General features: G+C 73.4%; 19 protein-coding genes. 13 read left to right on the top strand and 6 right to left on the bottom strand.

The window, feature by feature from the left end; genetic code table 11:
- Positions 1-32: 32 nt before the first annotated feature.
- The 4 genes from ACZ60W_RS06095 (at position 33) to ACZ60W_RS06080 (ending at position 4,498) form a co-directional block, all read left to right on the top strand.
- Positions 33-704 carry a GntR family transcriptional regulator gene (locus ACZ60W_RS06095; RefSeq protein WP_469754161.1) on the top strand — a complete coding sequence of 224 codons (672 nt, stop codon included), beginning with the start codon at positions 33-35 and terminating at the stop codon, positions 702-704.
- Between the two features lie 157 nt (positions 705-861).
- A complete protein-coding gene (locus ACZ60W_RS06090; protein WP_469754160.1) occupies positions 862-1,572 on the top strand; it encodes a hypothetical protein in 711 nt (236 codons plus the stop codon).
- Between the two features lie 136 nt (positions 1,573-1,708).
- Positions 1,709-2,302 (top strand): TetR/AcrR family transcriptional regulator, encoded by a 594-nt coding sequence (locus ACZ60W_RS06085; RefSeq protein WP_469754159.1) that lies wholly within the window; start codon positions 1,709-1,711, stop codon positions 2,300-2,302.
- Positions 2,303-2,425: 123 nt separating this feature from the next.
- On the top strand, positions 2,426-4,498 hold the full coding sequence (locus ACZ60W_RS06080) for a galactose-binding domain-containing protein (protein ID WP_469754158.1): 2,073 nt from the start codon (positions 2,426-2,428) through the stop codon (positions 4,496-4,498).
- A gap of 71 nt (positions 4,499-4,569) precedes the next feature.
- On the opposite strand, the gene ACZ60W_RS06075 is transcribed toward ACZ60W_RS06080, so the two are convergent.
- Both ACZ60W_RS06075 and ACZ60W_RS06070 read right to left on the bottom strand, forming a co-directional pair.
- Positions 4,570-6,492 (bottom strand): glycoside hydrolase family 5 protein, encoded by a 1,923-nt coding sequence (locus ACZ60W_RS06075; RefSeq protein ID WP_469754157.1) that lies wholly within the window; start codon positions 6,490-6,492, stop codon positions 4,570-4,572.
- Positions 6,493-6,574: 82 nt separating this feature from the next.
- Complete coding sequence (locus tag ACZ60W_RS06070; RefSeq protein WP_469754156.1) at positions 6,575-7,864, bottom strand: YncE family protein; 1,290 nt, start codon at positions 7,862-7,864, stop codon at positions 6,575-6,577.
- A gap of 174 nt (positions 7,865-8,038) precedes the next feature.
- On the opposite strand from ACZ60W_RS06070, the gene ACZ60W_RS06065 reads away from it, so the two are divergent.
- Positions 8,039-8,674, top strand: coding sequence for a CBS domain-containing protein (locus ACZ60W_RS06065; protein WP_469754155.1), 636 nt, complete (start codon positions 8,039-8,041; stop codon positions 8,672-8,674).
- Positions 8,675-8,770: 96 nt separating this feature from the next.
- Here the strand turns inward: ACZ60W_RS06065 and ACZ60W_RS06060 are convergent, their stop codons facing one another.
- Both ACZ60W_RS06060 and ACZ60W_RS06055 read right to left on the bottom strand, forming a co-directional pair.
- Positions 8,771-9,070, bottom strand: coding sequence for a DUF1876 domain-containing protein (locus ACZ60W_RS06060; protein WP_469754154.1), 300 nt, complete (start codon positions 9,068-9,070; stop codon positions 8,771-8,773).
- Positions 9,071-9,245: 175 nt separating this feature from the next.
- Positions 9,246-10,067, bottom strand: a complete 822-nt coding sequence (locus ACZ60W_RS06055) for a maleylpyruvate isomerase family mycothiol-dependent enzyme (protein ID WP_469754153.1) — start codon at positions 10,065-10,067, stop codon at positions 9,246-9,248.
- Positions 10,068-10,375: 308 nt separating this feature from the next.
- Between ACZ60W_RS06055 and ACZ60W_RS06050 the strand changes: the two genes are divergently transcribed.
- Both ACZ60W_RS06050 and ACZ60W_RS06045 read left to right on the top strand, forming a co-directional pair.
- Positions 10,376-11,047 (top strand): DUF4097 family beta strand repeat-containing protein, encoded by a 672-nt coding sequence (locus tag ACZ60W_RS06050; protein ID WP_469754152.1) that lies wholly within the window; start codon positions 10,376-10,378, stop codon positions 11,045-11,047.
- A gap of 61 nt (positions 11,048-11,108) precedes the next feature.
- Complete coding sequence (locus ACZ60W_RS06045; RefSeq protein WP_469754151.1) at positions 11,109-11,507, top strand: TOBE domain-containing protein; 399 nt, start codon at positions 11,109-11,111, stop codon at positions 11,505-11,507.
- Between the two features lie 21 nt (positions 11,508-11,528).
- Here ACZ60W_RS06045 and ACZ60W_RS06040 read toward each other — a convergent pair whose 3' ends face one another.
- Positions 11,529-13,058 (bottom strand): PucR family transcriptional regulator, encoded by a 1,530-nt coding sequence (locus tag ACZ60W_RS06040; RefSeq protein WP_469754150.1) that lies wholly within the window; start codon positions 13,056-13,058, stop codon positions 11,529-11,531.
- 228 nt (positions 13,059-13,286) lie between these two features.
- On the opposite strand from ACZ60W_RS06040, the gene ACZ60W_RS06035 reads away from it, so the two are divergent.
- The 6 genes from ACZ60W_RS06035 (at position 13,287) to ACZ60W_RS06010 (ending at position 21,020) form a co-directional block, all read left to right on the top strand.
- Positions 13,287-14,129: an FAD binding domain-containing protein gene (locus ACZ60W_RS06035; RefSeq protein WP_469754149.1), complete on the top strand. Its 843-nt coding sequence runs from the start codon at positions 13,287-13,289 to the stop codon at positions 14,127-14,129.
- Entirely contained in the window at positions 14,126-16,924 is a 2,799-nt protein-coding gene (locus ACZ60W_RS06030; protein ID WP_469754148.1) for a molybdopterin-dependent oxidoreductase, read from the top strand. Before ACZ60W_RS06035 ends, ACZ60W_RS06030 begins: the two co-directional genes overlap by 4 nt.
- Before the next feature lie 131 nt (positions 16,925-17,055).
- Complete coding sequence (locus tag ACZ60W_RS06025) at positions 17,056-17,565, top strand: molybdopterin-dependent oxidoreductase (protein ID WP_469754147.1); 510 nt, start codon at positions 17,056-17,058, stop codon at positions 17,563-17,565.
- 109 nt (positions 17,566-17,674) lie between these two features.
- Positions 17,675-18,067 (top strand): TOBE domain-containing protein, encoded by a 393-nt coding sequence (locus ACZ60W_RS06020; RefSeq protein WP_469754146.1) that lies wholly within the window; start codon positions 17,675-17,677, stop codon positions 18,065-18,067.
- A 91-nt stretch (positions 18,068-18,158) separates the two neighbouring features.
- Positions 18,159-18,977 (top strand): molybdate ABC transporter substrate-binding protein, encoded by an 819-nt coding sequence (gene modA, locus ACZ60W_RS06015; RefSeq protein WP_469754145.1) that lies wholly within the window; start codon positions 18,159-18,161, stop codon positions 18,975-18,977.
- Positions 18,978-19,067: 90 nt separating this feature from the next.
- On the top strand, positions 19,068-21,020 hold the full coding sequence (locus tag ACZ60W_RS06010) for an ABC transporter permease (RefSeq protein WP_469754144.1): 1,953 nt from the start codon (positions 19,068-19,070) through the stop codon (positions 21,018-21,020).
- Between the two features lie 204 nt (positions 21,021-21,224).
- Here ACZ60W_RS06010 and ACZ60W_RS06005 read toward each other — a convergent pair whose 3' ends face one another.
- Entirely contained in the window at positions 21,225-22,808 is a 1,584-nt protein-coding gene (locus tag ACZ60W_RS06005; protein ID WP_469754287.1) for an adenosine deaminase family protein, read from the bottom strand.
- Positions 22,809-22,995 lie beyond the last annotated feature (187 nt).

Below are 22,995 nucleotides of genomic sequence, written 5' to 3'. Positions count from 1 at the left end.
CGGCGGCACGAAGGAACGGAAGGTCCCAGGCGATGAGCAGCCCGGTGCAGAAGCGGCGGCCGCAGACCGCCCAGCAGTTCGTCCTGGAGGAACTGCGGCGCGCCATCACCACCGGAGGGCTCAGGCCCGGCGACCAGATCGTCCAGGACTCCCTCGCCGCCCGCTTCGAGGTCAGCCGGGTGCCCCTGCGCGAGGCCCTCAAGGCCCTGGAGGCCGAGGGCCTCGTCGTCCACCACATACACCGCGGCTACTTCGTCGCCGAGCTCTCGCTCGCCGACCTGGAGGAGATCTACCGCATCCGCCGGCTCCTGGAGACCGAGGCCGTCCGCGCCGCCGTACCGCTCCTGCCCGCCGCCGGCCTCGCCTCGCTCGAACGCATCCAGGAGGAGGTCGAGCGCGCCGCCGACGCGGGCGACGTCCCGGCCATGGCCGAGGCCAACCGGCGCTTCCACTTCACCCTGCTCGACGCCTCCGCCCTCCCCCGCCTCGTCCGGCTCGTCACCACCCTCTGGGACTCCACCGACGCCTACCGCTCCCTCTACTACACCGACGGCCCCCACCGCGCCCAGGCCGTCCACGAACACCGCGCCGTCCTCTCCGCCCTCCGCGCCGGCGACACCGACACCGTCGTCCGCCACCTCGACACCCACCGCGCCCACGCGGTCGCCGCCCTCCGCGAGGTCCTGGACGGCGAACGGGGCTGAGCCGGCAGAGCGGTCCGCCCCTTGCAGCAGGGTGGGTGCGTGGCGCATTCTCATCGTCGCCTGCCTCGGCCGGCCGCAACCGCGGTGTGCGGAGGCGCGTCTTCGGCCGTGCCGGACGGTGGACGGACGGCGAGAACGGACACAAGGGGGTCCTGCGGTGAACGGGAAGAGAAACCGGCCGGCACGGGGTGCGTGGCTGATCACCGCCCTGGCGCTGGCGTCGGTGACGGTCGGGTGCCAGGACACGGGCGGGAGCGGCGGGGGCGCGAACCCCAAGCCCGGCAAGTCCACCGCCTCGACGTCGCCCGGCAAGGGCGGGGGCAAGGAATCGGCCAAGCCGTCACCGACGACGTCGAAGAAGCCGACGAAGCCCGGCAAGGGAACGTCCGCCGGCGCGCTCACCTGCGACCAGCTGCGCGACGCGGAGCTGCAGACGTCGACCTTCCGGTTCCCCGACGCCCCGACGGGCACCGTCGCCTTCACCGACGGCCGGTGGGAGGAGGACGGCGTCGTGATCGAGCTCCAGCCGCAGTGCGCCATCGGGGACATGACGGGCGATCCGGCCGAGGACGCCGTCGCCGCCGTCAAGGTCACGACCGGCGGCACGGGCAAGTTCTGGGGCCTCGTCACCTGGCGCAACGACTCCGGCACCCCGGTCCCCGTGGCCGCGGCCTCCCTCGGCGACCGCACCCCCGTCGTCTCCATCGACGCCTCGGCCCCCGCACCCCGCCAGGCGACCGTCGTCTACCTCACCCGCGGCGACTCCGACCCCGCCGCCGTCGTCACGCTCCGCCGCACGGCCGTCTACCGCGTGACCGAGCCCACCCTCACCGAACTGCACCACACCGACGCGCCCTACACCCCCTGACGTCCCCTTCCGCCGGCCCCGCCCTCGACGGCGGGGCCGGCAGGGGGTGGCGCGCACGGGCGTGGATCACGTGCCGGACGCGCGGCGCCGGGCGAAGGGCCGCCCGTTACCCTTGCGCCGGACGCGAGGAGGAACCATGGCGCGGATGCCGTCGGCAGAACGACGCAGGCAGCTGGTCGAGGCGGCGATCAGGGCGATGACCAGGGACGGGGTGGCGCGGACGACGACGCGGTCGATCTGTGCCGAGGCGGGTGTGTCGCTGAGCGTGTTCCACTACTGCTTCGAGTCCAAGCAGGCGCTGCTGGAGGCGGCGATCGAGACGATCACCGGGAACTACGTGGCGCGGGTGATGTCGGCGGTGGTGCCGGGCAGCACGCTGCGGGAGACGGTGCGGGGTGCGCTGCAGACGTACTGGGACCACGTGACGGCGCATCCGGGTGAGCACATGCTGACGTACGACCTGACCCAGTACGCGCTGCGGGAGCCGGGGTTCGAGCATCTGGCGCGGGCGCAGTACGACCAGTACGTGGCGTCGGCGGAGGCGTTGATCCGGCAGGTTGCCGAGGGGCGGGGGACGGAGCCCCGGGTGCCGGTGGAGGCGCTGGCCCGCTATCTGGCGGCGGCGATCGACGGGTTGACGCTGCAGTTCCTGGTGCTCGGGGACGCGCGTGCGGCGGAGGGGCATCTGGATCTGACGGCCGATCAACTCGTTACGTTGATTGAGGGTTGAGGCGTCAGAGGAGATTCCGCGATTGCCAACAGGTCATTTGACCCGGACTCTTGACTCACTCCTCCGGCACCGCGATCCTCGGGGCGCCCGGTACTCCCCCACCGTCCGGAGGCATCGCTGATCATGACTCGACCCTTTTCGCGCGGGACCGGCGGCAGATCCGCCCTCCTGGCGCTGTTCCTCGCCCTGGCGGCCGTGCTCCTCGGCTCCGCTCCGGTCCCCGCCGCCGACGCCGGCGGCGGGTGGTGGGAGCCCACGTCCCGACCGGCGGCCGACTCGCAGATCAACGTCACGGGCGCCCCGTTCAAGGGCACGGACGCCCAGGGCAAGGTGCGCGGGTTCGTCGACGCGCACAACCACCTGATGTCGAACGAGGGCTTCGGGGGCCGGATGATCTGCGGCAGCCCCTTCTCGTCCGCGGGCGTCGCGGACGCCCTGAAGGACTGTCCCGAGCACTACCCGGACGGTTCGGGCGCCCTCTTCGAGCACCTCACCGGCGGCGACAACGGCAAGCACGACCCGGTCGGCTGGCCCACGTTCAAGGACTGGCCGGCGAACAACTCCCTGAGCCACCAGCAGAACTACTACGCCTGGGTCGAGCGCGCCTGGCGCGGCGGCCAGCGCGTGCTCGTCAACGACCTGGTGACCAACGGGCTGATCTGCTCGCTGCTGCCCCGCGACCGGAGCTGCGACGAGATGACGGCGATCCGGCTGGAGGCCCGCAAGACGTACGAGATGCAGGACTACGTCGACGCGATGTACGGCGGCCCCGGGAAGGGCTGGTTCCGGATCGTCACCAGCGCCGCCCAGGCCCGCTCGGTGATCGAGCAGGGCAAGCTCGCGGTCGTCCTCGGCGTGGAGACCTCCGAGCCCTTCGGCTGCAAGCAGATCCTCGACGTCGCCCAGTGCGGGCAGGCGGACATCGACAAGGGCCTCGACGAGCTGTACGCGCTCGGCGTGCGCAGCATGTTCCTCTGTCACAAGTTCGACAACGCCCTGTGCGGCGTGCGGTTCGACAGCGGCACGACGGGCGTGGCGGTCAACATCGGCCAGTTCCTGTCCACGGGCACCTTCTGGACCACGGAGAAGTGCGCGGGACCGCAGCACGACAACCCGATCGGTCTCGCCGCCGCGCCCGCCGCGATGGCCGAGAAGCTGCCGCCGGGGGTCACGGTGCCCTCGTACGCCTCCGACGCCGCGTGCAACACCCGCGGCCTCACGAGGCTGGGCGAGTACGCGCTGCGGGGCATGATCGACCGCGGGATGATGCTGGAGCTCGACCACATGAGCGTCAAGGCCGCCGGCCGCGCGCTCGACATCCTGGAGGCGGAGGAGTACCCCGGCGTCCTGTCCAGCCACAGCTGGATGGACCTGGACTGGACCGAGCGCCTGTACCGTCTCGGCGGGTTCGCCGCCTCGTACATGCACAACGCCGAGGGCTTCGTCGGCGAGGCGTCACAGAAGGCGGCCCTGCGGAAGAAGTACGGGGTGGGCTACGGCTACGGCACCGACATGAACGGCGTCGGCGGCTGGCCCGGTCCGGTCGGGAACGACGCGCCGAACGCGGTGAAGTACCCCTTCCGCAGCTTCGACGGCGGTTCGGTGCTCGACCGCCAGGTCACCGGCGAGCGGACCTGGGACCTGAACACCGACGGCGCGGCGCACAACGGCCTCGTGCCGGACTGGGTCGAGCAGATCCGGCTCAGCCCCGGCGGCCCGGGCGTCGTGGACGAGCTCTCGCGGGGCGCCGAGTCGTATCTGACCACGTGGAAGCGGACCGAGGACCACGAGCCGGGGGTGAACCTCGCGGCGGGCCGGCCCACCGGCGCCAGCACGTCGGAGTGGTGGAACCCGTTCGTCAGCTTCGCGCCCGGCCGCGCCGCCGACGGCGACACGAGCACCCGCTGGGCCAGCGAGTGGTCGGACGACCAGTGGTGGCAGGTGGACCTCGGGTCGGCGCACCGGATCGGCCGGGTCTCGCTCGACTGGGAGCGGGCGTACGCGCGGGAGTACCGGATCGAGCTGTCGGACGACGGCGCGACCTGGCGGACCGCCTGGTCGACCCAGGCGGGTGACGGCGGCTACGACACGGCCGAGTTCGCCTCGCAGTCGGCGCGGTACGTCCGGGTCCACGGGGTGCGGCGGGCGACCCAGTGGGGCTACTCGCTCGTCGAGGTGAGCGTCAAGAGGTCCTGAGACCCGGGTACGCGAGGAGGGGCCGGCCGGATCGGGTGATCCGGCCGGCCCCTCCGTCTGCTCCGGCGCCGCTACAGGGTGCGGCAGAGCAGGGCGTCGGGGGTCTTGCCCTTGGCCCAGGCGCCGGTGAAGGCGATCCCGGCCGCGTACTCGCCCTCGGTGCACTGCCCCTTGTAGTTGCCCTCGGCGAACTCCCCGCCGGGCAGGCCGGACGGACGGTTGTCACCCCGGTCGAACCAGACCGTGCGGCCCGTCACGGGCAGGGCGCGGGCGGCCCCGGCGCACAGGACGGCGGAGACGGCCTGGCCGCGGACGCTGTAGCCGGTCATGAACTGGTCCCGCGGGCACTGGAGTTTGCTGTAGCCGCCGGCCCAGTCGCCCTCCTTGACGAACCGTTCGTCGGTCACGACGGTCAGCGGCCCGCCGGGGGCGGCGAGCCGGGCGGCGCCGGCGTCCGTGCAGAGGCCGCGGCCGTCGCGGTGGGCGAGGCCGACGAGCCGCTGCCCGTCCGGGCAGACTCCCTTGCGGGCCCCCTGGTCCCAGTCGCCGCGGGCCCGGGCGCGCAGCGACTGCACCGCGTCGGCGTGGTCGAGGTTCAGCATGTCCCAGGTGGCCGCGGCCGGCACGGGGCCGGTGCGCCCGGAGGCCGCGGCGAGGCGCCGCCAGTCGTCGGCGCGCCAGTCCGGGCCGTCGAGGATGCCGGAGCGGCGGCCCTGGGTGTCGTAGTCGAGGAGCTTCCAGCGGCCGTGGCCGGTGAAGCCCACCAGGGGCCAGTAGGCGAAGTCCGCGTCGTTCGCGATCAGGTCGTCGACGAAGTTGCCGAACCACGCACGGGCCTTCGGGTCGGTCTCGTCGGCTCCGATGCCGAACTCGCTGATCCACACGGGGGCGGTGTAGTGACGTCCGGTGTCGGCCGAGACGAAGAACGCCTGGCGGCGCAGGGTCGCGAAGAGGTCGTCGCGGGAGAGTTCCTGGTAGCGCCAGTCGTGGGTCTCTCCGGTACCGGTGGCGCCGGTGTGGTTCGGGCCCGTGTAGCCGTAGAAGTGCGCGGAGTAGACGAGCTTGTCCGAGGCGACGAGGGTGTGGGAGAGGGTGCGGGCGGGCTCCAGGGTGGGGCGCCAGTGGAACAGGCCGTCGGCGGGGATGCCCTGCCAGTTGATGCCCTCGACGACGACGAGGAGGTCGGGGTTGGCCTCCGTGAGCAGACGGTCGCCGAGGCGCTGGGTGGCCGCCCACCAGTCGTGGCCGTCGCCCCGGCCCCAGTTGGCGTCGTCGGTGATGGTGCGGCGGACCTCGTTGTAGAGGTCGGCGCCGACGACGCGCTTGTCGTCCTTGTACCGCTTGGCCAGGAAGAGCCAGTCCTCCTCCCAGCGGGCGGTGGTCTGGCTGGTGTTCCAGCGTTCGTTGCCGTCCAGCCCGCAGCAGAAGCGCGAGGTGTTGGTGTGGTTGTTGAGGATGACGGCGAAGCCCTCGGCGGTGGTGGCGGCGATCACCGCGTCGAAGACCTGGAGCGGGGTCTTGCCGCGGAGCTGCGGGTTGGCCGCGACGGCCGCGTCGGGGACGGGCCGCTGGTCGTGGAGCATCTCGTTCGAGAACGGCAGCCGGATGCTGTTGACGCCCAGGGCGTGGAAGTCGGCGAGGAGGGCGGCGACGGGAGCACGGTCGAGGCCGAGCGGGAGCTGGTCGGACTTCTCCGCGTCGTGGTGGTTCGCCGGATCGGCGATGTCGCCCGAGCCGTTCCACGAGCCCTGTGCGCCTTGCCAGTTGGCCGACTTCAGTTTGAACCGGTCGCCGTCGGCGTCGACGATCCAGCGCCCGCGGGTGCTGAGCGGGGGCTGCCAGCTGTCGGCGAGCGCGGCCCCGGCCGGGGTCCCCGCCGGGGCGGCGTCGGCCGCGGGGAGGGGGGCGGTCGGGGAGGGGGATGCGGAGACTGCCGGCGTGCCGGCAGCCAGGAGGGCCGCGGCGAGCGCGGCCCCCAGGAGTGTTCTCTTCACGGTGCCCTTCGGGGGTGAGAGGGGTGGCGGACGCCACGGGGGACACGGAGGGGTGGCGTGCGTACGCAGGGGCGCGGCGCCGTCAGCCGGCCGTGGGGCCGGTCCAGTCGGCGGGGACGCGGGCGAGCCGTACCCGCTGGGGGTGGTCGCCGACGTCCACCGAGGCCACGCGCTGCCCGGTGGCGAAATCGATCGCGGTGACCCGGTCGGAACCGCTCTCGGAGATGACGCAGGAGCGGCCGTCGCCGCTCACGGTGGCCCAGTACGGCTTGGAGGCCGGGACGAGCGGGCCCTGCCGGAGGCTCTCCCGGTCCACGACGGTGGCGTAGTCGTCCATCGTGCCCGCGACGCACAGCTTGGTGCCGTCGGGGCTCATCGAGATTCCGTGGTGGCGCGAGTCGTTGACCCAGGTCGTGCGGTCGGGGTCGGTCGCGGGGTCCCCGGGGAGGTTCTTGAGCCGGGTGACGCGGTCGGAGTCGACGTCGTACTCCAGGAACCCGTTCAGGAAGGAGACCTGGAAGTAGACCTTCTTCTCATCCGGCGTGAAGACGAGGGGACGGACGGCGTCGGACAGGTCCCCGCGCCCGAAGGCGTCCAGACGGTCGCGCATGTCGATGACGCGGACGGTCTCGAAGGTCCGGGCGTCCACCACGGTGATCCTGCGGTCGCCCTTCGTCCAGTCGAGCCAGGGCGCGTCGAGGGCCGTGGTCACCTCGCCGATGGACATGTTCCACAGTCGGCCGTCGGACGTGAAGACGTTCTCGTGCGGCTTGTCGCCCGTCCTGAACGAGCCGAGCTCCCGCCCGGTGGCGATGTCGAGGACGTGCACCGTGTTGGCCGTCGAGGCGGAGACCGCGACCCGGGTTCCGTCGGGCGACACGGCCATGTGGTCGGCGCGGTAACCGGCCACGGGGAAGCGCCAGTTGATCCGGCCCGTGCGCACGTCCAGCGAGACGACGTCGGCGAAGCTGGGCCGGGAGACCACCATGGCCGCACCGTCGGGGGTCGCGTACATGTCGTCCACGAACTGGTCGTGGCCCTCCCCCGGGCCGTTGCGCACCCCGAGGAAGTACGCGAGCCGGATCGGGTTCAGGTGGATCTCGCGCAGCCGCTGCTCCTTGTCGGGTATGACGTTCAGCCGTCCGACACGCCCGAAGTCGCCCCGGGCCTCGATGACGTCGGCGGTGCCGTCCCAGTTGTTGCCGACGAACATCACCTCGCGCAGCCCGGCGGTCGCCGTGGATCCGGGAGGGGTGGCGGCGGCGGGCGGAGCGGATGCGGAACCCGCGCCCGCGGACGCGGTGACGAGGGCGAGGGAGGCGGCGAGGGCTCCGAGGAGGCGGCGGGTCCCGGACGTGCGGGGAGAGGGCATGGGGGTCCTTCTTCCGTGACGCGACGATGACTTACCGGAGGTAACCATGGACACGTCATGCCCACAAGCCCCTGTCGCGCCCCCCTTCACGCCACGCTCCGCACCCCCCTCGCGCAGCGTCCGGCCCCGGTGCGGGACCATGGAATCCGGAACGCAGAAGGGACGGAACGGACGATGAGGCACCGCAGTGTCGCGGACCTGATGACGCCGGCCGCGGTCGCGGTTCAGCGCGGGACCTCGTTCAAGGAGATCGCGAGGCTCCTCGACGAGTACGGCATCACCGCGGTCCCCGTGGTGGACGACGAGAACCGGCCCGTGGGCGTGGTCTCGGAGGCCGACCTCCTGCGCCGGCACTCCGCGAAGGACGGCCCGAGCACCGCCGAGGCCATGATGTCCAGCCCCGTCGTCACGGCCCGCCCGTCGTGGACCGCGGTCGAGGCCGCCCGGCTCATGGAACGCCAACGGGTGAAGCGGCTGCCGGTCGTCGACGCCGAGGGCCGCCTCATCGGCGTCCTCAGCCGCAGCGACCTCCTCCAGCTCTTCCTGCGCCGCGACCGCTCCATCCAGGAGGAGATCCGCGAGGACGTCCTCGTCCGCATCCTGCGCCTCGCCCCCTCCGCCGTCCACATCGACGTCGACGAGGGCCGCGTGACGCTGAGCGGAACCCTGGAGCGCAAGGCGCTCGGGCCGATCCTCGTCCGCCTCTGCGAGACGGTGGACGGCGTGGTGGAGGTCGTCGACCGTCTCGTCTTCGAGGGCCCGGAGGGCACACCGGAGGCGACGGGGAGGGCGGCGACAGGGCAGGGGTAGGAAGCGGGCGGGCCGGGCTCCGGCGCGGCGTGGGCCCGAGCCCGGCCGGGCGGTCTCAGCGGCCCGGCCGGGTTCCCGTACCGGTCGGCGGTCCCGTCAGGACACCGCCTCCGGCCAGCCGTAGCCGGGACCGGTGTGCTGGGGCACCGTCCCGGCGCCCACGGCCTCCATGTCCCGGTTGGCCTCCCGCATGAGCTTGCCCGCCAGGTCCTTCATCGCGCGGCTCGCGGCGAGCTCGTCGCCGATCGCCGGTACGTCGACGTCCGCCGGGTTGCACCGGGCGCTGCCGTGGCCCGTCAGGGTCGTGGTGCCGGTGGTCAGCCGGGCCTCGGCCTTCGTGCGGCCGCCGTCCTCCACCACTTCCACGCCGACCGTCCACTCCAGAGTGCGGGTCATGGTTCTGCCTCCTCGCACCGTCGGGCCGCGCGGAACCGGGGCACGGCCCCTTCCGATACCTCCAGCATCCATCGGCGCGGGCCGCGGTGCACGGGGACGTCCTGAGCGGTCGGAGCCGGAGGGGCGTACGGTCACGCGGCGCTCCCTACGGTGACGGTTCGTGGCGGCCGGGCGCTCAGGGCGCGCGGAAGAGGCGGGGGAAGCGGGGCGCGAGCCAGGGCTTGCGCCCCCAGCCGAGCGCGCGGCCACGGGCGATCGCCGGCCAGGGGTCGATCCGGCCGAGGGCGAGCAGCAGGAAGGTGACGGGCTCGGTGAGGATCGTGCAGTCCGGCCGTCCGGGCGGCTCGTGGTCGACCCGGACCCGACCGTCCGTGATCGTGACGCCGAAGCCGGAGCCGCTCCGGAGCCGTACCGCGAAGGTCGCGGTGAGCCCGGCGACCGCGGCCGGGTCCGTGACCGCCGGCATGGCGTGGGTCATGAAGGGCAGGCTGAGCTCGACCCGGCGCGCGTCGAGCATGTGCGGACGGCCGAGGGCCAGGGCGAGGTCGTAGCCGTGCCCGAGCATGTGGGTGAGCAGGTAGGAGCCCAGGACCGCCGGGCTCATCCGGCCGAGCGGGGTGGTGAGGACCGCGTCGGGGTCGCGCTGTTCGACGGCGTCGAGGAAGGCGAGGGCCTGGGCCGCGATCATCTCCGCGAGGGGCCCGGGCTCCCGTTCGGCGAAGCCGGCGAGGGCCCGTTCGTTCGCCTCGGCCAGGCTCCCGGGGGTTCCGTCGCCGTACGGCCGCTCGTGGCCCGCGGCGAGGTCGGCCATGAGCGCGTTCGCCTGGGCCAGGTGCGCCGCGGCCTCACCCACGGTCCAGGTGGAACGGGGTACGGGCAGCCCGCCGCGTCCCGCTCCGGCACCCTCCGGGCGCAGCACGGCGGCGATGTCCCCGGCCGTCCCCCGTATCGCCTCCGCGAGCCCGTCGGGAAGCACCCCGCCCTTGGTCACCGTCACTGGATCCACCCCTCGACCGCCGTCGACGACTCCCGGTGGAGTGTCGATGGGGAGGGACCGTACCAGCCGGTAGCCCCGAGCGGCAGGGCTGGGGCGTGAAGCGTTCATCTTCATCCCATTGCAACGAACGCTCCTTCTGACGTTGCATTACCTTCAGTGTCGTTGCAATGAATTACTCGCCTTCACCTGCAATTACTGGATTCAACAGTCTCCAAGTCGTTGCCAGAAGCTCGAACGCAACGTAGCTTTTCCATCAACGGAAACGACGGGCCGACCGAGAGCCCGCCACCGAATAAGGAGAAGGAACCATGCAGACGTTCACCACCCCCGCCGCCGTCACCGCCACCGTCGACATCGCCGCCGGCGACATCCGCCTCATCGCCGCCGACCGCGCCGACACCACCGTCGACGTCCGCCCCGCCGACCCCGGCAAGAAGCGCGACGTCAAGGCCGCCGAGCAGGTCCAGGTCCACTACGCGGACGGCGTCCTGCGCATCGAGAGCCCCTCCCCGGCCCACCGCGTCCTGGGCGACTCCGGCGCCGTCGAGGTCACCGTCCACCTCCCCGCCGGCTCCCGCCTGGACGCCAGGACCGCCGCCGGCCGACTCCGCGGTGTCGGCCGCCTCGGCGACGTCACCTTCGAGGGCGCCGCCGCCGGCGTCCGGCTCGACGAGGCCGGCACCGCGCGCCTCACCCTCCAGGCCGGCGACATCGCCGTCGGACGCCTCGGGGGCAGCGCCGAACTCCGCACCCTCAAGGGCGACATCACCGTCGACGAGGCGCACGGCGGCACCGTCACCCTGCACACGCAGGCCGGCGCCCTCGGCATCGGCGCCGCCCCCGGCGTCTCCGCCACCCTCGACGCCTCCACCGCCTTCGGCCGCGTCACCAACACCCTCCGGAACAGCGCCGGCGCCGGCGCGCCCCTCGCCATCCGCGCCGAGACCTCCTACGGCGACATCACCGCCCGCAGCCTCTGAACCGCAGGCCGGCCATCGGTGCCCCCGCCGGGAGGCGGGGGCGGTGGCCTAGAGTGCAGGGGTGCCGACGTACAGCATGGGGCAGGCAGCGCAGCTGCTCGGAGTGAGTTCGGAGACCGTTCGCCGGTGGGCGGACGGCGGCAGGCTGGCCATGGAGCGGGACGGGGCCGGCAAGCGGGTGATCGAGGGGACGGCGCTGGCGCGTTTCGCGCAGGAGCGCGGAGCGGGTCTGCACGCCGTTCCCGAGGACGGGGTGTCCACCTCGGTGCGCAACTCCTTCGTCGGGATCGTCACCGGGGTGCGGGTCGACGACGTGGCCGCGCAGGTGGAGGTCCAGTCGGGGCCGCACCGGCTGGTCTCGCTGGTGACGCGGGAGGCCGTGGAGGAGCTGGGACTCGACGTCGGCGTCACGGTGACCGCGCGGGTGAAGTCGACGAGCGTGCACATCGACCTGCCCTGACCGTCGGGCACGGGCGGGCCGTCAGCGGCAGAACAGCGCGGCGCGCAGATCGGCCTTGTGGTCGAGCCGCGAGAGGTCCCTGCCGGTGAGGGCCTCGATGCGTTCGACGCGGTAGTGGACCGTGTTGACGTGGACGTGGAGGGCCTCCGCGGTCCTGGCCCACGAGCAGTCGTGCGCGAGGAAGACCTCCAGGGTGTCCAGGAGCATGGTCCCCGAACCCCGGCCGGCGCCGAGGAGGGGGCCGAGGACCGTCTCGCTGTAGGCGTTCCGTACGTCGGAGGGGATACCGGCCAGCAGTTTCCCGAGGCCGTCCAGATCGCCGAGCCCGGCGATGCCGGGGGCCGCCGGGGCCGTGGCGCGGGCGGCCGCCAGAGCGTAACGGGCCTGACCGAGCGAGGCGTTGAGCTGCTCCGGGGCGGTGGCCGGCGCACTGAGCCCCGCATGGAGGGGGACGTCCGGGCCGCAGGCGTGGATCAGAGGCCACGCCGCGTCGAGCCGCTCGCGCACCTCCGGCGCCGCCTTCCGCTCGTGCGCGACGACCGCCGTCGCCTCGCCACCGGGGCCGTCGGCGACGGCGAAGGCGACGGACGGGACGTGCCGGAGGGCCTCGCCGAGCGCGGCGGCGGTGCCGGACTCCGCCTGCGGGTCCATGGCCGCGGCGACCACCGTGTAGGCGTCGGCGCCGGCGAGGCCACAGGCGTCCAGGGCGTGCCGCACGCGATGGGCGTCGAAGCGCGCGGAGCCCAGGGCGTCGGCGAGTTCCGCGAACGCCGCGCCGTTCGCGGCGCGTTCGCGGTCGCGGCGGCGCCGGTGACGGCCGAGGAGTTCGGCTATCTCCTGGAGGACCCGCGGGGGCACCTGCCCCGCCTCGGGCAGGTGGAGGTGCCAGGTGTCGTACACCGTGCCGTCCGCCTCGACGCGCACCGTCGTGCCGAGCCCGGCCCGTACCGCTTCCGCGGCCCGCCGGGCGGACAGGTCCGCGGGGGCCGCGCCGGTGCGGGCGACCGTGCGGCCGCCGGCGGTCAGCAGATGGCAGGCGGGCGTGCCGAGGTGGGCGAACGCCCGGTCGAGCAACTCCCCCGTCGTGGCGCCGTTCTCGAGCGCGCGGTCCAGGTCCAGGCGGACGTTCTCGGGCAGGGCGTAGTGGTCGGTGGGACGCCGGCTGAGCTCGCCCCACTGCCGGAGGTAGACCGCCTCGGTGATGGCCCGGAAGCTGGTGTGGGCGGGGACGGCGAGCAGCGCGACGCGGTGTCTGCGACAGGCGTCGGCCAGTTCGCGCGGGACCTCCCCGTGGGTCTCCTCCCCCGCGAGCAGCGCGACCGCGCCCGCCTCGCGCAGGGCGGACACGAAGCGCTCGGTCTTGGCCGGACCGGTGTCGGGGCTCCACCACACGAGTCCGCTGAGGACGATCTCCCCCGCCTGCAGGAACCGGGCGGGGTCCTCCAGGTCGGTCGCCGTCACCCCGCCGATCTCCTGGCCGAGCAGCGCCTCGTCGCCCCAGACGAGGGAGAGGTCCAGGCGGTCGAGACGGAGGAGGTGGTCGACGTGCATCAGAGACTCCTAGCGCGGTCACGGGGCGGGCCCGCACTCACATTCACGAGGCGCATGCGAGAGGAGACATCGTAGATGCCCGGGTGAAGACGGAAAACAGCTCTTGGTCGATCGTCCAGGGACAGCCCTCGCGGGGTGGACGAATTCCGGGTTCCCGTCCAGTCGTGCCGCCCGTCCCCGCCCGGCTTCACTGGCCTGAAGGCACCGGTGGGAAGGCATGGGGAACGGATGGATCTGAACACGATCACGGACGTGCGCGACGCGCGGAGGCGTGAGCCGTGGCGTCCCGGCGACGCGTGGCTCGGCGGCGGCACGTACCTGTTCTCCGAACCGCAGCCGGGCCTCCGGCGGTTGATCGACCTGGGCAGGATGGGCTGGGAGCCCCTCACCCGGCACCCGGACGGCTCGCTTGAGATCGCAGCGACGTGCACCGTCGCCGGGCTGTCGCGGTACGCGCGGCGGTCGCTCGACGCGCCGGCCGCGCCGCTGTTCGAGCAGTGCTGCCGGGCGTTCCTCGCCTCGTTCAAGATCTGGAACATGGCGACCGTCGGCGGGAACCTGTGCAACGCCCTGCCCGCGGGGCCGATGATCTCGCTCGCCGCCGCCCTGGACGGCAGCTGCCTCCTCCTCGCCCAGGACGGCACGACGCGCGAGGTGAAGGTGGCCGACTTCGTCGTCGGCGCCGGTGCGAAGGACCTCGCCGAGGGTGAGTTGCTCCGCTCGGTGACCCTGCCCGCCCGCGCCCTGGAGTGCCGTACGGCGTTCCGGCAGGCCTCGCTGTACGGGCTCGGCCGCTCCGGCGCGCTCGTCACGGCGGCGCTCGACCCGGTCGACGGCTCGCTGGCGGTGACCGTCACCGCGGCGACCGTGCGCCCGTTCCGGTTCTGGTTTCCGCTGCCCCCGAGCCGCGAGCGGCTCGCGGCGGCGATCGACGAGGCGGTCGCGCCGGGCGCGTGGTTCGACGACATCCACGGACTCCCCGAGTGGCGCCGGCACATGGGCCTGCGCCTCGCCGAGGAGGTCCGCCGCGAACTCACCTCGCCCCACGGCCCCGAGGAAGGTGTCCTGTGAGCTTCGAACTCCACGTCAACGGCCGGCCCTCCGTCACGGAGCCGCGCGCCGGCCAGTGTCTGCGCACCTATCTGCGGGAGCGCGGCTGGTTCGGTGTCAAGAAGGGCTGTGACGCGGGCGACTGCGGGGCGTGCACCGTGCACGTCGACGGCGAGCCCGTGCACAGCTGCCTCTACCCCGCCGTGCGGGCCGAGGGCCGCTCCGTGACCACGGTGGAGGGCCTGGCCTCGCCGGGCGGCGAACTCCACCCCGTCCAGCGGAGGTTCCTCGACGCGCAGGGCTACCAGTGCGGGTTCTGCACGGCCGGGTTCCTCATGACGACCGCCGCCCTGGAGGCCGAGCGGGGCACTCCGCACGACGACGGCAAACTTGACGACCTGCCCCGGGCGTTCAAGGGGAACATCTGCCGCTGTACGGGCTACCGGGCGATCGAGGACGCGGTGCGAGGCGTGCAGCACGTCGAACGGCCCTGCGCGGGCGAGGCGGTGGGCCGGAACGTGGCGGCGCCGGCCGGGCCGCAGGTCGTCACCGGCACCGCCCGCTACACCTTCGACGTGGACGTGCCCGGCCTGCTCCACATGAAGCTGCTGCGCTCCCCGCACCCGCACGCCCGGATCGTGGCGATCGACCGCTCGGCCGCGCTGCGCGTGCCCGGGGTGGTCGCCGTGTTCACCCACGAGGACGCGCCCGCGACGCTGTACTCCTCCGCCCGCCACGAGCACCCCACCGAGGACCCCGACGACACCCGCGTCCTGGACGACGTCGTCCGCTTCGTCGGCCAGCGGGTCGCGGCGGTCGTCGCGGAGAGCGAGCAGGCCGCCGAGGAGGGCTGCCGCCGGATCGAGGTGACGTACGCACGACTCCCCCACGTCACGGACCCCGAGGAGGCGATGCGCCCCGGCGCCCCCGTCCTCCACGCCGGCAAGGGCCCGGAGGTCCGCATCGCCCGCGTGGAGAACAACGTGGCGGGCGAGGTGCACGGCGAGATCGGCTCCGTCGAGGAAGGCTTCGCCGAGGCGGACGTCGTGTACGAGGAGACCTTCCGCACGCAGCGCGTCCAGCACGCGAGCCTGGAGACCCACGGCTGCGTCGCGTCCTTCGAGCCGAAGGAGGACGGCAGCGGCGAGCGGCTCACCGTCCGGTCCTCCACCCAGACGCCGTTCCTGACCCGGCGGGCGCTGTGCGCGCTGTACGGCCTGCCGGAGGACGAGGTCCGGGTGGTCGCGGGCCGGGTCGGCGGCGGTTTCGGCGGCAAGCAGGAGATGCTGACCGAGGACGTCGTGACCCTCGCCGCGCTGAAGCTGCGCCGGCCGGTGAAGCTGGAGTACACCCGGGCCGAGCAGTTCTACGGGGCGACGACCCGGCACCCGTTCACCGTCGGCATCAAGGTCGGAGCGCGGAAGGACGGGACGCTGACCGCCGTGCAGATGCGGGTGGTGTCCAACACGGGCGCGTACGGAAATCACGGCCCTGCGGTGATGTTCCACAGTGTCGGTGAGTCCTTCGCCGTCTACCGCGCCCCGCACAAGAAGGTCGACGCGTACTCCGTGTACACCAACGTCGTCCCGGCCGGCGCCTTCCGCGGGTACGGCCTCGGCCAGGTCACCTTCGCCGTCGAGTCCGTCATGGACGAGCTCGCCCGCCGCCTCGGGATGGACCCGCTGGTCTTCCGGGAGAAGAACGTCATCGGCCCCGGGGACGCCCTGCACAGCCCGATCGGCGAGGAGGAGGACCTGTTCATCGCCTCGTACGGGCTCGACCAGTGCCTCTCCGTCGTGCGGAACGCGCTCGCCGAGGACTGCAGCGCCGAGGACGCGCCGGAGGGCTGGCTGGTCGGCCAGGGCACCGCGATGGCGATGATCGCGACCGGGCCGCCCGGCGGCCACCACGCCGACGCGCGGGTCTCGCTTCTGGAGGACGGCACGTACGACATCGCGGTGGGGACCGCCGAGTTCGGCAACGGCACCACCACCGTCCACCAGCAGATCACCGCAGGTGCTCTGCACACCACCGAGGACCGGCTCACCGTGCGCCAGTCCGACACCGACGTCGTACGCCACGACACCGGCGCCTTCGGCTCCGCCGGCACCGTCGTCGCCGGCAAGGCCGTCCTCCTCGCCGCAGGCTCCCTCGCCGAACGCCTGCGCACCCTGGCCGCCCGCCACACCGGCGTCGCCCGGCACCTGTGCGTCCTCGGCGCCGAGTCCGTCGACTGCGCCGGGCGGCTCGTCACCCTCAAGGAGTTGTACGAGGCGGGGCACGCCCTCGGGGCGGCGGCGGAGCTGGGAGCGGACGGGCACTGGGGCGGCTCGCCGCGCTCGGTCGCCTTCAACGCGCAGTGGTTCCGGATCGCCGTGGACCCCGGCTCAGGGGAGATCCGGATTCTGCGCAGTGTCCACTCGGCCGATGCCGGCAAGGTCATGAACCCGATGCAGTGCCGGGGCCAGGTGGAGGGAGGAGTGGCGCAGGCGCTCGGTGCCACGCTCTTCGAGACCGTCCGGGTCGACGAGCGCGGCGAGGTGACGACGGCCGCGTTCCGCCGCTACCGGCTCCCGCAGTACGCGGACGTCCCGCGGACCGAGGTGCACTTCACCGAGACGTCCGACGCGATCGGCCCGCTCGGCGCGAAGTCGATGAGCGAGAGCCCCTTCAACCCCGTCGCCCCGGCCTTCGCCAACGCGCTGCGGGACGCCACCGGCATCCGCTTCACCGAACTGCCGCTGACCCGTGACCGCGTCTGGCTCGCCCTCGACCGCGAGGCGCGGGGCGTCGGCCGAAGGACCGGGGAAATATGAGGGCTGCTCTCGTAGGAAGCTCACACATTCACGGCTTGAGGCAGCCTTGGGGTGGCACATGCGGTTCTGCGGTCCGGCGGTCGGGTATCACTGCGCGCAGCCGCCGTACCGACCGCCCGAGGGGGCCGACGATGAGCCGACCGACCACCGCACCCCACCCGACGTCCGCGGCCGCACCCGCGGCCGCCTCCTTCAGCGTCTGGGGGGAGGTGTCCCGTCCCGCCACGTTCACCGTCGCCGACCTGCGGGGACGCTGGGAGCAGCACCGCGCCGAGGTCGTCTTCGACTGCGCCACGGCGGGGCCGCAGCACCACACGTTCGTCGGGCCGCTGCTGCGCGAGGTCATGGCCGTGGCGTGCCCCGGCTTCGACCCCGCCCGCCGCAAGGAGCGCTCGCGCTTCCTGGTGGCGGTGAGCGGCGGCGACGGGCACCACACGGTGCTGTCCTGGGCGGAGATCGACGCCGACTTCGGCGACGCGCCCGTGCTGCTGGCGACCCGCATGGACGAGGAGGAGCTCGACGCGGCCGGCACCCAGCTGGTCGTCCCGTCCGACCGCTGTGGCGCCCGCTACGTCAGCGCCGTCTCCGGGATCTGGATCGGCGCCCACCGCCCTGCCGGAGCCCCTCCGTCCGAGGAATGAGACCGCCGGGCCGCCCCGTCGTCCCTTCCTCCAAGCCGCCTCTCATTCGCCATGGAGACTCCCACGACTTTGTTGCAGATGAGCGTGATCGCGCCCTACGGTGTCGCATATGCAGTCCTACACCATCGGTCAGGCCGCCCGTCTGCTGGGCGTCAGCCCCGACACCGCCCGCCGCTGGGCGGACGCGGGCCGGGTCGCGACCCACCGCGACGAGAGCGGCCGGCGCGTGATCGACGGCACGTCGCTGGCGGCGTTCTCCGTGGAGATCGCGCAGGGCGACGACGAGGAAAACGCGTCGTACACCTCGGCGCGCAACGCCTTCCCGGGCATCGTCACGGCGATCAAGCTCGGCGACATCGCGGCCCAGGTCACCATCCAGGCCGGTCCGCACAGGCTCGTCTCCCTCCTCACCCGCGAGGCCGTGGAGGAGCTGGGACTGGAGATCGGCATGCAGGCCACCGCCCGCGTGAAGTCGACCAGCGTGCACATCGACCGCACCTGACCACCCCTCACGCACGTCCGGGGCACTTCGGCCGTCGGCGCGACCGGTCCGCCCCACCGCTTCCCTCATGTCCCAAGGAGTTCACACCCTCATGTCCCTCACCCTCACCCCGGCCAGACGTCGTGCCGCTGCCGCCGCCCTCACCGCCGCGCTGCTCGTGCCGCTCGCGGCCTGCTCGTCGGGCGACGACACCAGGAAGGACACCGCCGGGTCCACCGCCTCCGGCTCCGCGAGCGCCGCGCCCCAGGCGAACCTGACGGTCCTCGCGGCCGCCTCGCTCACCGACGTCTTCAAGACGGCCGGTGCCGCGTACGAGAAGTCCCACCCGGGCACCAAGCTGACGTTCTCCTTCGCCGGCTCGCAGGAGCTCGTCGCACAGGTCTCCCAGGGCTCGCCCGCCGACGTCCTGGTGACGGCCGACACCAAGAGCATGGACAAGGTGAAGGCCGACACCGACGCGCCGACGATCATCGCGAAGAACCGGCTGGTCATCGCCACCGGCGAGGGCAACCCCTTCAAGGTCGACGACCTGAAGGACCTCGCCGACACCCAGCTGAAGGTCGTCCTCGCGGCCCCCGAGGTCCCGGCCGGCAAGTACAGCAAGCAGATCCTCGACGCGCAGAAGATCACGGTGAAGCCGGTCTCCCAGGAGCCGAACGTGCGCGCCGTGCTCAGCAAGGTCGAGCTCGGCGAGGCCGACGCCGGCCTCGTCTACAAGACGGACGCGGAGAGCGCGAAGGACAAGGTCGACGCCGTCGAGATCCCCGACGACCGGAACGCGATCGCCCAGTACCCCGCGGCCTCGCTGAAGGGCTCGAAGAACGCCGGGGCAGCCGCCGCGTTCGTCGCCTGGCTGTCCTCGCCCGAGGGCCAGAAGATCCTCCAGGACGCCGGCTTCCAGAAGCCGTAGCCGTCCGGGATCACCCAGAACGCGAGGGGCTGCCCGTACCGGGGGGACGGGCAGCCCCTCCGCCACCTCTCCACACCTCCGGGACCTTCGATGAAACGACCAGGCGCAGCCGCCTCCGGCACCCGACCGCCCCTGGCGCTGGCGCTGCCCGCGCTGGTGGCCGTGGCCTTCCTGGCCCTGCCGCTGGTCGGCATCCTCGTCCGGACGGAGTGGAGCGGGCTCGGCGGCCATCTGACCGCACCGGGCACCGTGCAGGCGCTCAAGCTGTCGCTCCTCGTGTCCTTCTGGGCGCTCGGGCTGTCCCTGCTGCTCGGCGTCCCGCTGGCGTGGCTGCTGGCCCGGGTGTCCTTCCCCGGCAAGGCGTTCGTCCGCTCGCTCGTCCTGCTGCCCATGGTGCTGCCGCCCACGGTCGGCGGCGTCGCCATGCTCCTGGCCTTCGGCCGGCGCGGACTCCTCGGCCCGTGGCTGGAGTCGGCCTTCGGCATCACCCTGCCGTTCCACACCTCCGGCGCCGTCCTGGCGGCCACGTTCGTGGCCATGCCGTTCCTCGTCATCAGCCTGGAGGGCGCGCTCGGCGGGCTGCGGCCGCGCTACGAGGAGACGGCGGCCTCGCTCGGCGCCTCCCCGGTACGGGTCTTCCTCACCGTCACCCTGCCCATGGTGGCGCCCGGCGTCATCGCCGGCGCGGCCCTCACCTGGGCCCGGGCCCTGGGCGAGTTCGGCGCGACCATCACCTTCGCCGGCAACCTCCCCGGCACCACCCAGACCCTCCCGCTCCAGGTCTACCTGCTCCTCCAGGACGAACCGGAGGCCGCGACCTCCGTCTCGCTGCTCCTCCTCGCCATCGCCATGGCCGTCCTGGTCGCCCTGCGCGGCCGGTGGACGGGCACCCCGATCGAGCGGCCCCGCCCCGCCGCGGCCCCCGACGCGGGCCCGGAACCGGCCACCGCCCGGCAGGTCGCCGCCGGGGCGCCGTCAGCGGCCGGACCGCCGCCCCCCGTCGGCGAGCGGTGGGCCCTGCGCGCCGAGGTCACCGGCTTCACGGAGCTCGCCCTCGCCGCCGAACCCGGCACCACCATCGCCGTCGTCGGACCCAACGGCGCCGGGAAGACCACACTCCTCCGCGCCCTGCTCGGCCTGACCCCCCGCGCCCACGCCGACCTGCGCCTCGGGGACGAGGACGTCACGTCCCTGCCCCCGCACCGGCGGCGCGTCGCCTGGGTCCCGCAGGACGGCGCCCTCTTCCCGCACATGACCGCCCTCGCCAACACCGCGTACGGTCTGCGCGCCCAGGGCGTGGCGCGGACCGAGGCCCGGCGGGAGGCGCAGACCTGGCTCGACCGCCTCGGCGTCGGCCCTCTCGCCCACCGCAAGCCCGGCCAGCTGTCCGGCGGCCAGGCCGGCCGGGTCGCCCTGGCCCGCGCCCTGGCCGCCCGCCCCCGGCTCCTCGTCCTCGACGAACCCCTCGCGGCACTCGACCAGACCACCCGCGCCCACGTCCGTCACACGCTCCGCACCCACCTCGCCGGCTTCGGCGGCGTCTGCCTGATCGTCACCCACGACCCGGTGGAGGCCGTCTCCCTCGCCGACCGCGTCCTCGTCCTCGACGAGGGACGCGCGCTCCAGGACGCCACGCCGACCGAGGTCACCCGCCACCCCCGCTCCCCGTGGGTCGCCCGCATGCTCGGCCGCAACGCCTGGCCCGGCACCGCCACCGCCGACGGCCTCGCCCTCGACGGCGGGGGCACCCTCGTCGCCGCCGACCCGCCGGCGTCCGGCACCCCGGCGCTCGCGATCGTCGCGCCCGAGGCGGTGTCGGTCCACCGCGAGAAGCCCGCCGGCAGTCCCCGCAACGTCTGGCCCGGCACCGTCCGCGAGATCACCAGCAGCGGCAGCCGACTGCGCGTCCTCGTCACCTCCGCCGAGGCCCCCGACCTCGTCGCCGAGATCACCCCCCAGGCCGCCGCCGAACTCGGCCTGGCCGACGGCGTGCCCGTCTGGACCAGCGTCAAGGCGACCGAGACGACGGTCGTCCCCCTCTGAACCGCGACGGAGGGCCGCGTCTCCCCCGGGAGGCGCGGCCCTCCGTCGTGCCGCGGAGCCCTGTACCGCACCCGCCGGCCGTTCGGATCGGGAGCCTCGCAGACGTCCGCCGGGCGACGGCATGGCTGGCCCGAGGGGAAAACGGGACCGCCGCCCGCCCGGGAAGGGCGGACGGCGGGACGCGCGTGCCGGAAGGACGGCAGGTCAGGCGGTCGTGCGGCCGAGGGTCAGACGGCGTTCGAAGGTGCGGAACGCGGCCTCCTGGCGCCATTCGACCGTGGCCTTGGGGCTGGCGTCGAGCAGGCGGCGGCAGGCGGGGCGGAGACGGCCCGAGCCGGGCTCGTCGTGGCGGCAGGCGGCGGCGAGCCGGTAGCCGTCACGGGTGGGGTTGCCCTTCCAGAGGCTCGCGCCGGGGAGGAAGGCGTACTCCAGGGAGGCGCGGGCCAGGTCCTTGAGCTCCCGGTAGCCGAGGCCGTAGGTCTCGGCGGCGTAGCGGTACTCGTGGGTGACGTCGATCCGGGAGACGCCCGGGTCGTCGGTGGCGAGGACGACCGGGACGCCGTGGGCGCGGTAGGTCTCGAAGGGGTGGTCGGCGCCCTTGACGCCCAGGATCTGGGCGTTGCTGGTGAAGGGCACCTCGACGGCGATCCGCCGGGCGGCCATCGTGTCGGCCACCCGCTGCCAGTCGTCCTCGTGGACCAGGTCGACGCCGTGTCCGATGCGCTGGGCGCCGGCGACGTCGACGGCCTCACCGATGTGGAAGGTGAGGTCCTCGGGCTTGACGAGGCCCGGCCACAGCTCGCCCGCGTGGAGGGTGAGGTGCGCCTTCGGGTACACGCCGCGCAGGTACTTCAGCATCCGCATCTGGGTGCGGTAGTTGGCCAGGGAGGTGTCCCAGTCCTCGGGCTGCACCAGGTTGACGGCGACGAACCGCGGGTCGGCCTCGGCGAGCCGCATGCCGAGCGCCATCTGGGTGAAGACCCGCTCGTCGGTGCTGCCGCGGTTCACCTGGGAGATCCAGCGGACCGTCAGTCCGCAGCCGGGGCGGGGCGCGCCGGTGCCGCACCGCGCTTCGGTGCGGAACTCGGCGTCGCCGTCGTCGGCCTCCTTGCGTGCCTCGGCGACCACCTTGTCGAGCTTGCCGTCGGCGACGAGCCGGGCGTGCATCCGGGCCAGGTCGGCGTCCCAGCCGACCTGGTTCGCGAGGTTCTTCGCGCTCTCGGAGGCCGGGCTGACCATGGTCTCCAGATAGAACTGGTTCTGCCGGACGACCGTGTCGGCGAACTCGGCGAGCAGCTTGCCCCGGTTGCGCCAGGTCACCTCGCCGAACTTGCCGAAGGTGTCGAAGAAGTGGTCGTGGCCGTTGCCGCCGGGCGGAAAGTCCTGCATCGACCAGGCGCGGACCAGGGCGTCGCGGAAGGCGGTGTCGGTGCGCGCGTCGGCGGCGGGGCGGGTGCCCGGGCCGCACGGCGGCACGACGGCCGTCAGGGTCGCGGTGTCGATGCAGAGCCCGTCCTCGACGGCGAGCCGGATCAGGTACTCGGTGGTGACCGCGCCGGACAGGTGGTTGTGCAGCTCGCCGCCCTTGGGCAGGGCCCGGAAGAAGGACTGGAGGGCGGCCGGGTCGTCCCGGATGCCGGCGAGCCGGGCGGAGGCCACCACCTCGCCCGCCGTCGGCACCGGACGGGACGCGGCCGCGGGGCCGCCTGGAGCTCCTGGAGCGGCACTCGCCGGGACCGCGGGCGCGGCGACGGCGGCCGGCAACAGGCACAGCGCGGCGACGAGCAGCGGGCGGCGGCGTGAAGTGCGGCGCGGGGCAGGGCGGTTGAGATCGGGTGAGGGTGCGGAATTGATCACTGGGGCATGATCGCGATTCGCGGTGCCGGTCGGGGCGCGTGACGGGCCCATGGGCCGTCACTCCACCCGCATGAGCGATTCCGTCATACGAGATACCCGGCCGGCGCGCAGGCGCTCC

The organism is Streptomyces sp. NPDC104202 (assembly GCF_055584185.1).
This window is presented reverse-complemented; position numbering and strand designations above follow the sequence as displayed.

What these genes read in the sequence shown, in the direction of transcription:
- ACZ60W_RS06095 (WP_469754161.1), top strand. Translation starts at nt 33, where the DNA reads ATGAGCAGCCCGGTGCAGAAGCGGCGGCCGCAGACCGCCCAGCAGTTC.
- ACZ60W_RS06085 (WP_469754159.1), top strand. Translation starts at nt 1,709, where the DNA reads ATGGCGCGGATGCCGTCGGCAGAACGACGCAGGCAGCTGGTCGAGGCG.
- ACZ60W_RS06080 (WP_469754158.1), top strand. Translation starts at nt 2,426, where the DNA reads ATGACTCGACCCTTTTCGCGCGGGACCGGCGGCAGATCCGCCCTCCTG.
- ACZ60W_RS06070 (WP_469754156.1), bottom strand. Translation starts at nt 7,864, where the DNA reads ATGCCCTCTCCCCGCACGTCCGGGACCCGCCGCCTCCTCGGAGCCCTC.
- ACZ60W_RS06065 (WP_469754155.1), top strand. Translation starts at nt 8,039, where the DNA reads ATGAGGCACCGCAGTGTCGCGGACCTGATGACGCCGGCCGCGGTCGCG.
- ACZ60W_RS06060 (WP_469754154.1), bottom strand. Translation starts at nt 9,070, where the DNA reads ATGACCCGCACTCTGGAGTGGACGGTCGGCGTGGAAGTGGTGGAGGAC.
- ACZ60W_RS06050 (WP_469754152.1), top strand. Translation starts at nt 10,376, where the DNA reads ATGCAGACGTTCACCACCCCCGCCGCCGTCACCGCCACCGTCGACATC.
- ACZ60W_RS06040 (WP_469754150.1), bottom strand. Translation starts at nt 13,058, where the DNA reads ATGCACGTCGACCACCTCCTCCGTCTCGACCGCCTGGACCTCTCCCTC.
- ACZ60W_RS06035 (WP_469754149.1), top strand. Translation starts at nt 13,287, where the DNA reads ATGGATCTGAACACGATCACGGACGTGCGCGACGCGCGGAGGCGTGAG.
- ACZ60W_RS06025 (WP_469754147.1), top strand. Translation starts at nt 17,056, where the DNA reads ATGAGCCGACCGACCACCGCACCCCACCCGACGTCCGCGGCCGCACCC.
- ACZ60W_RS06020 (WP_469754146.1), top strand. Translation starts at nt 17,675, where the DNA reads ATGCAGTCCTACACCATCGGTCAGGCCGCCCGTCTGCTGGGCGTCAGC.
- modA (WP_469754145.1), top strand. Translation starts at nt 18,159, where the DNA reads ATGTCCCTCACCCTCACCCCGGCCAGACGTCGTGCCGCTGCCGCCGCC.
- ACZ60W_RS06010 (WP_469754144.1), top strand. Translation starts at nt 19,068, where the DNA reads ATGAAACGACCAGGCGCAGCCGCCTCCGGCACCCGACCGCCCCTGGCG.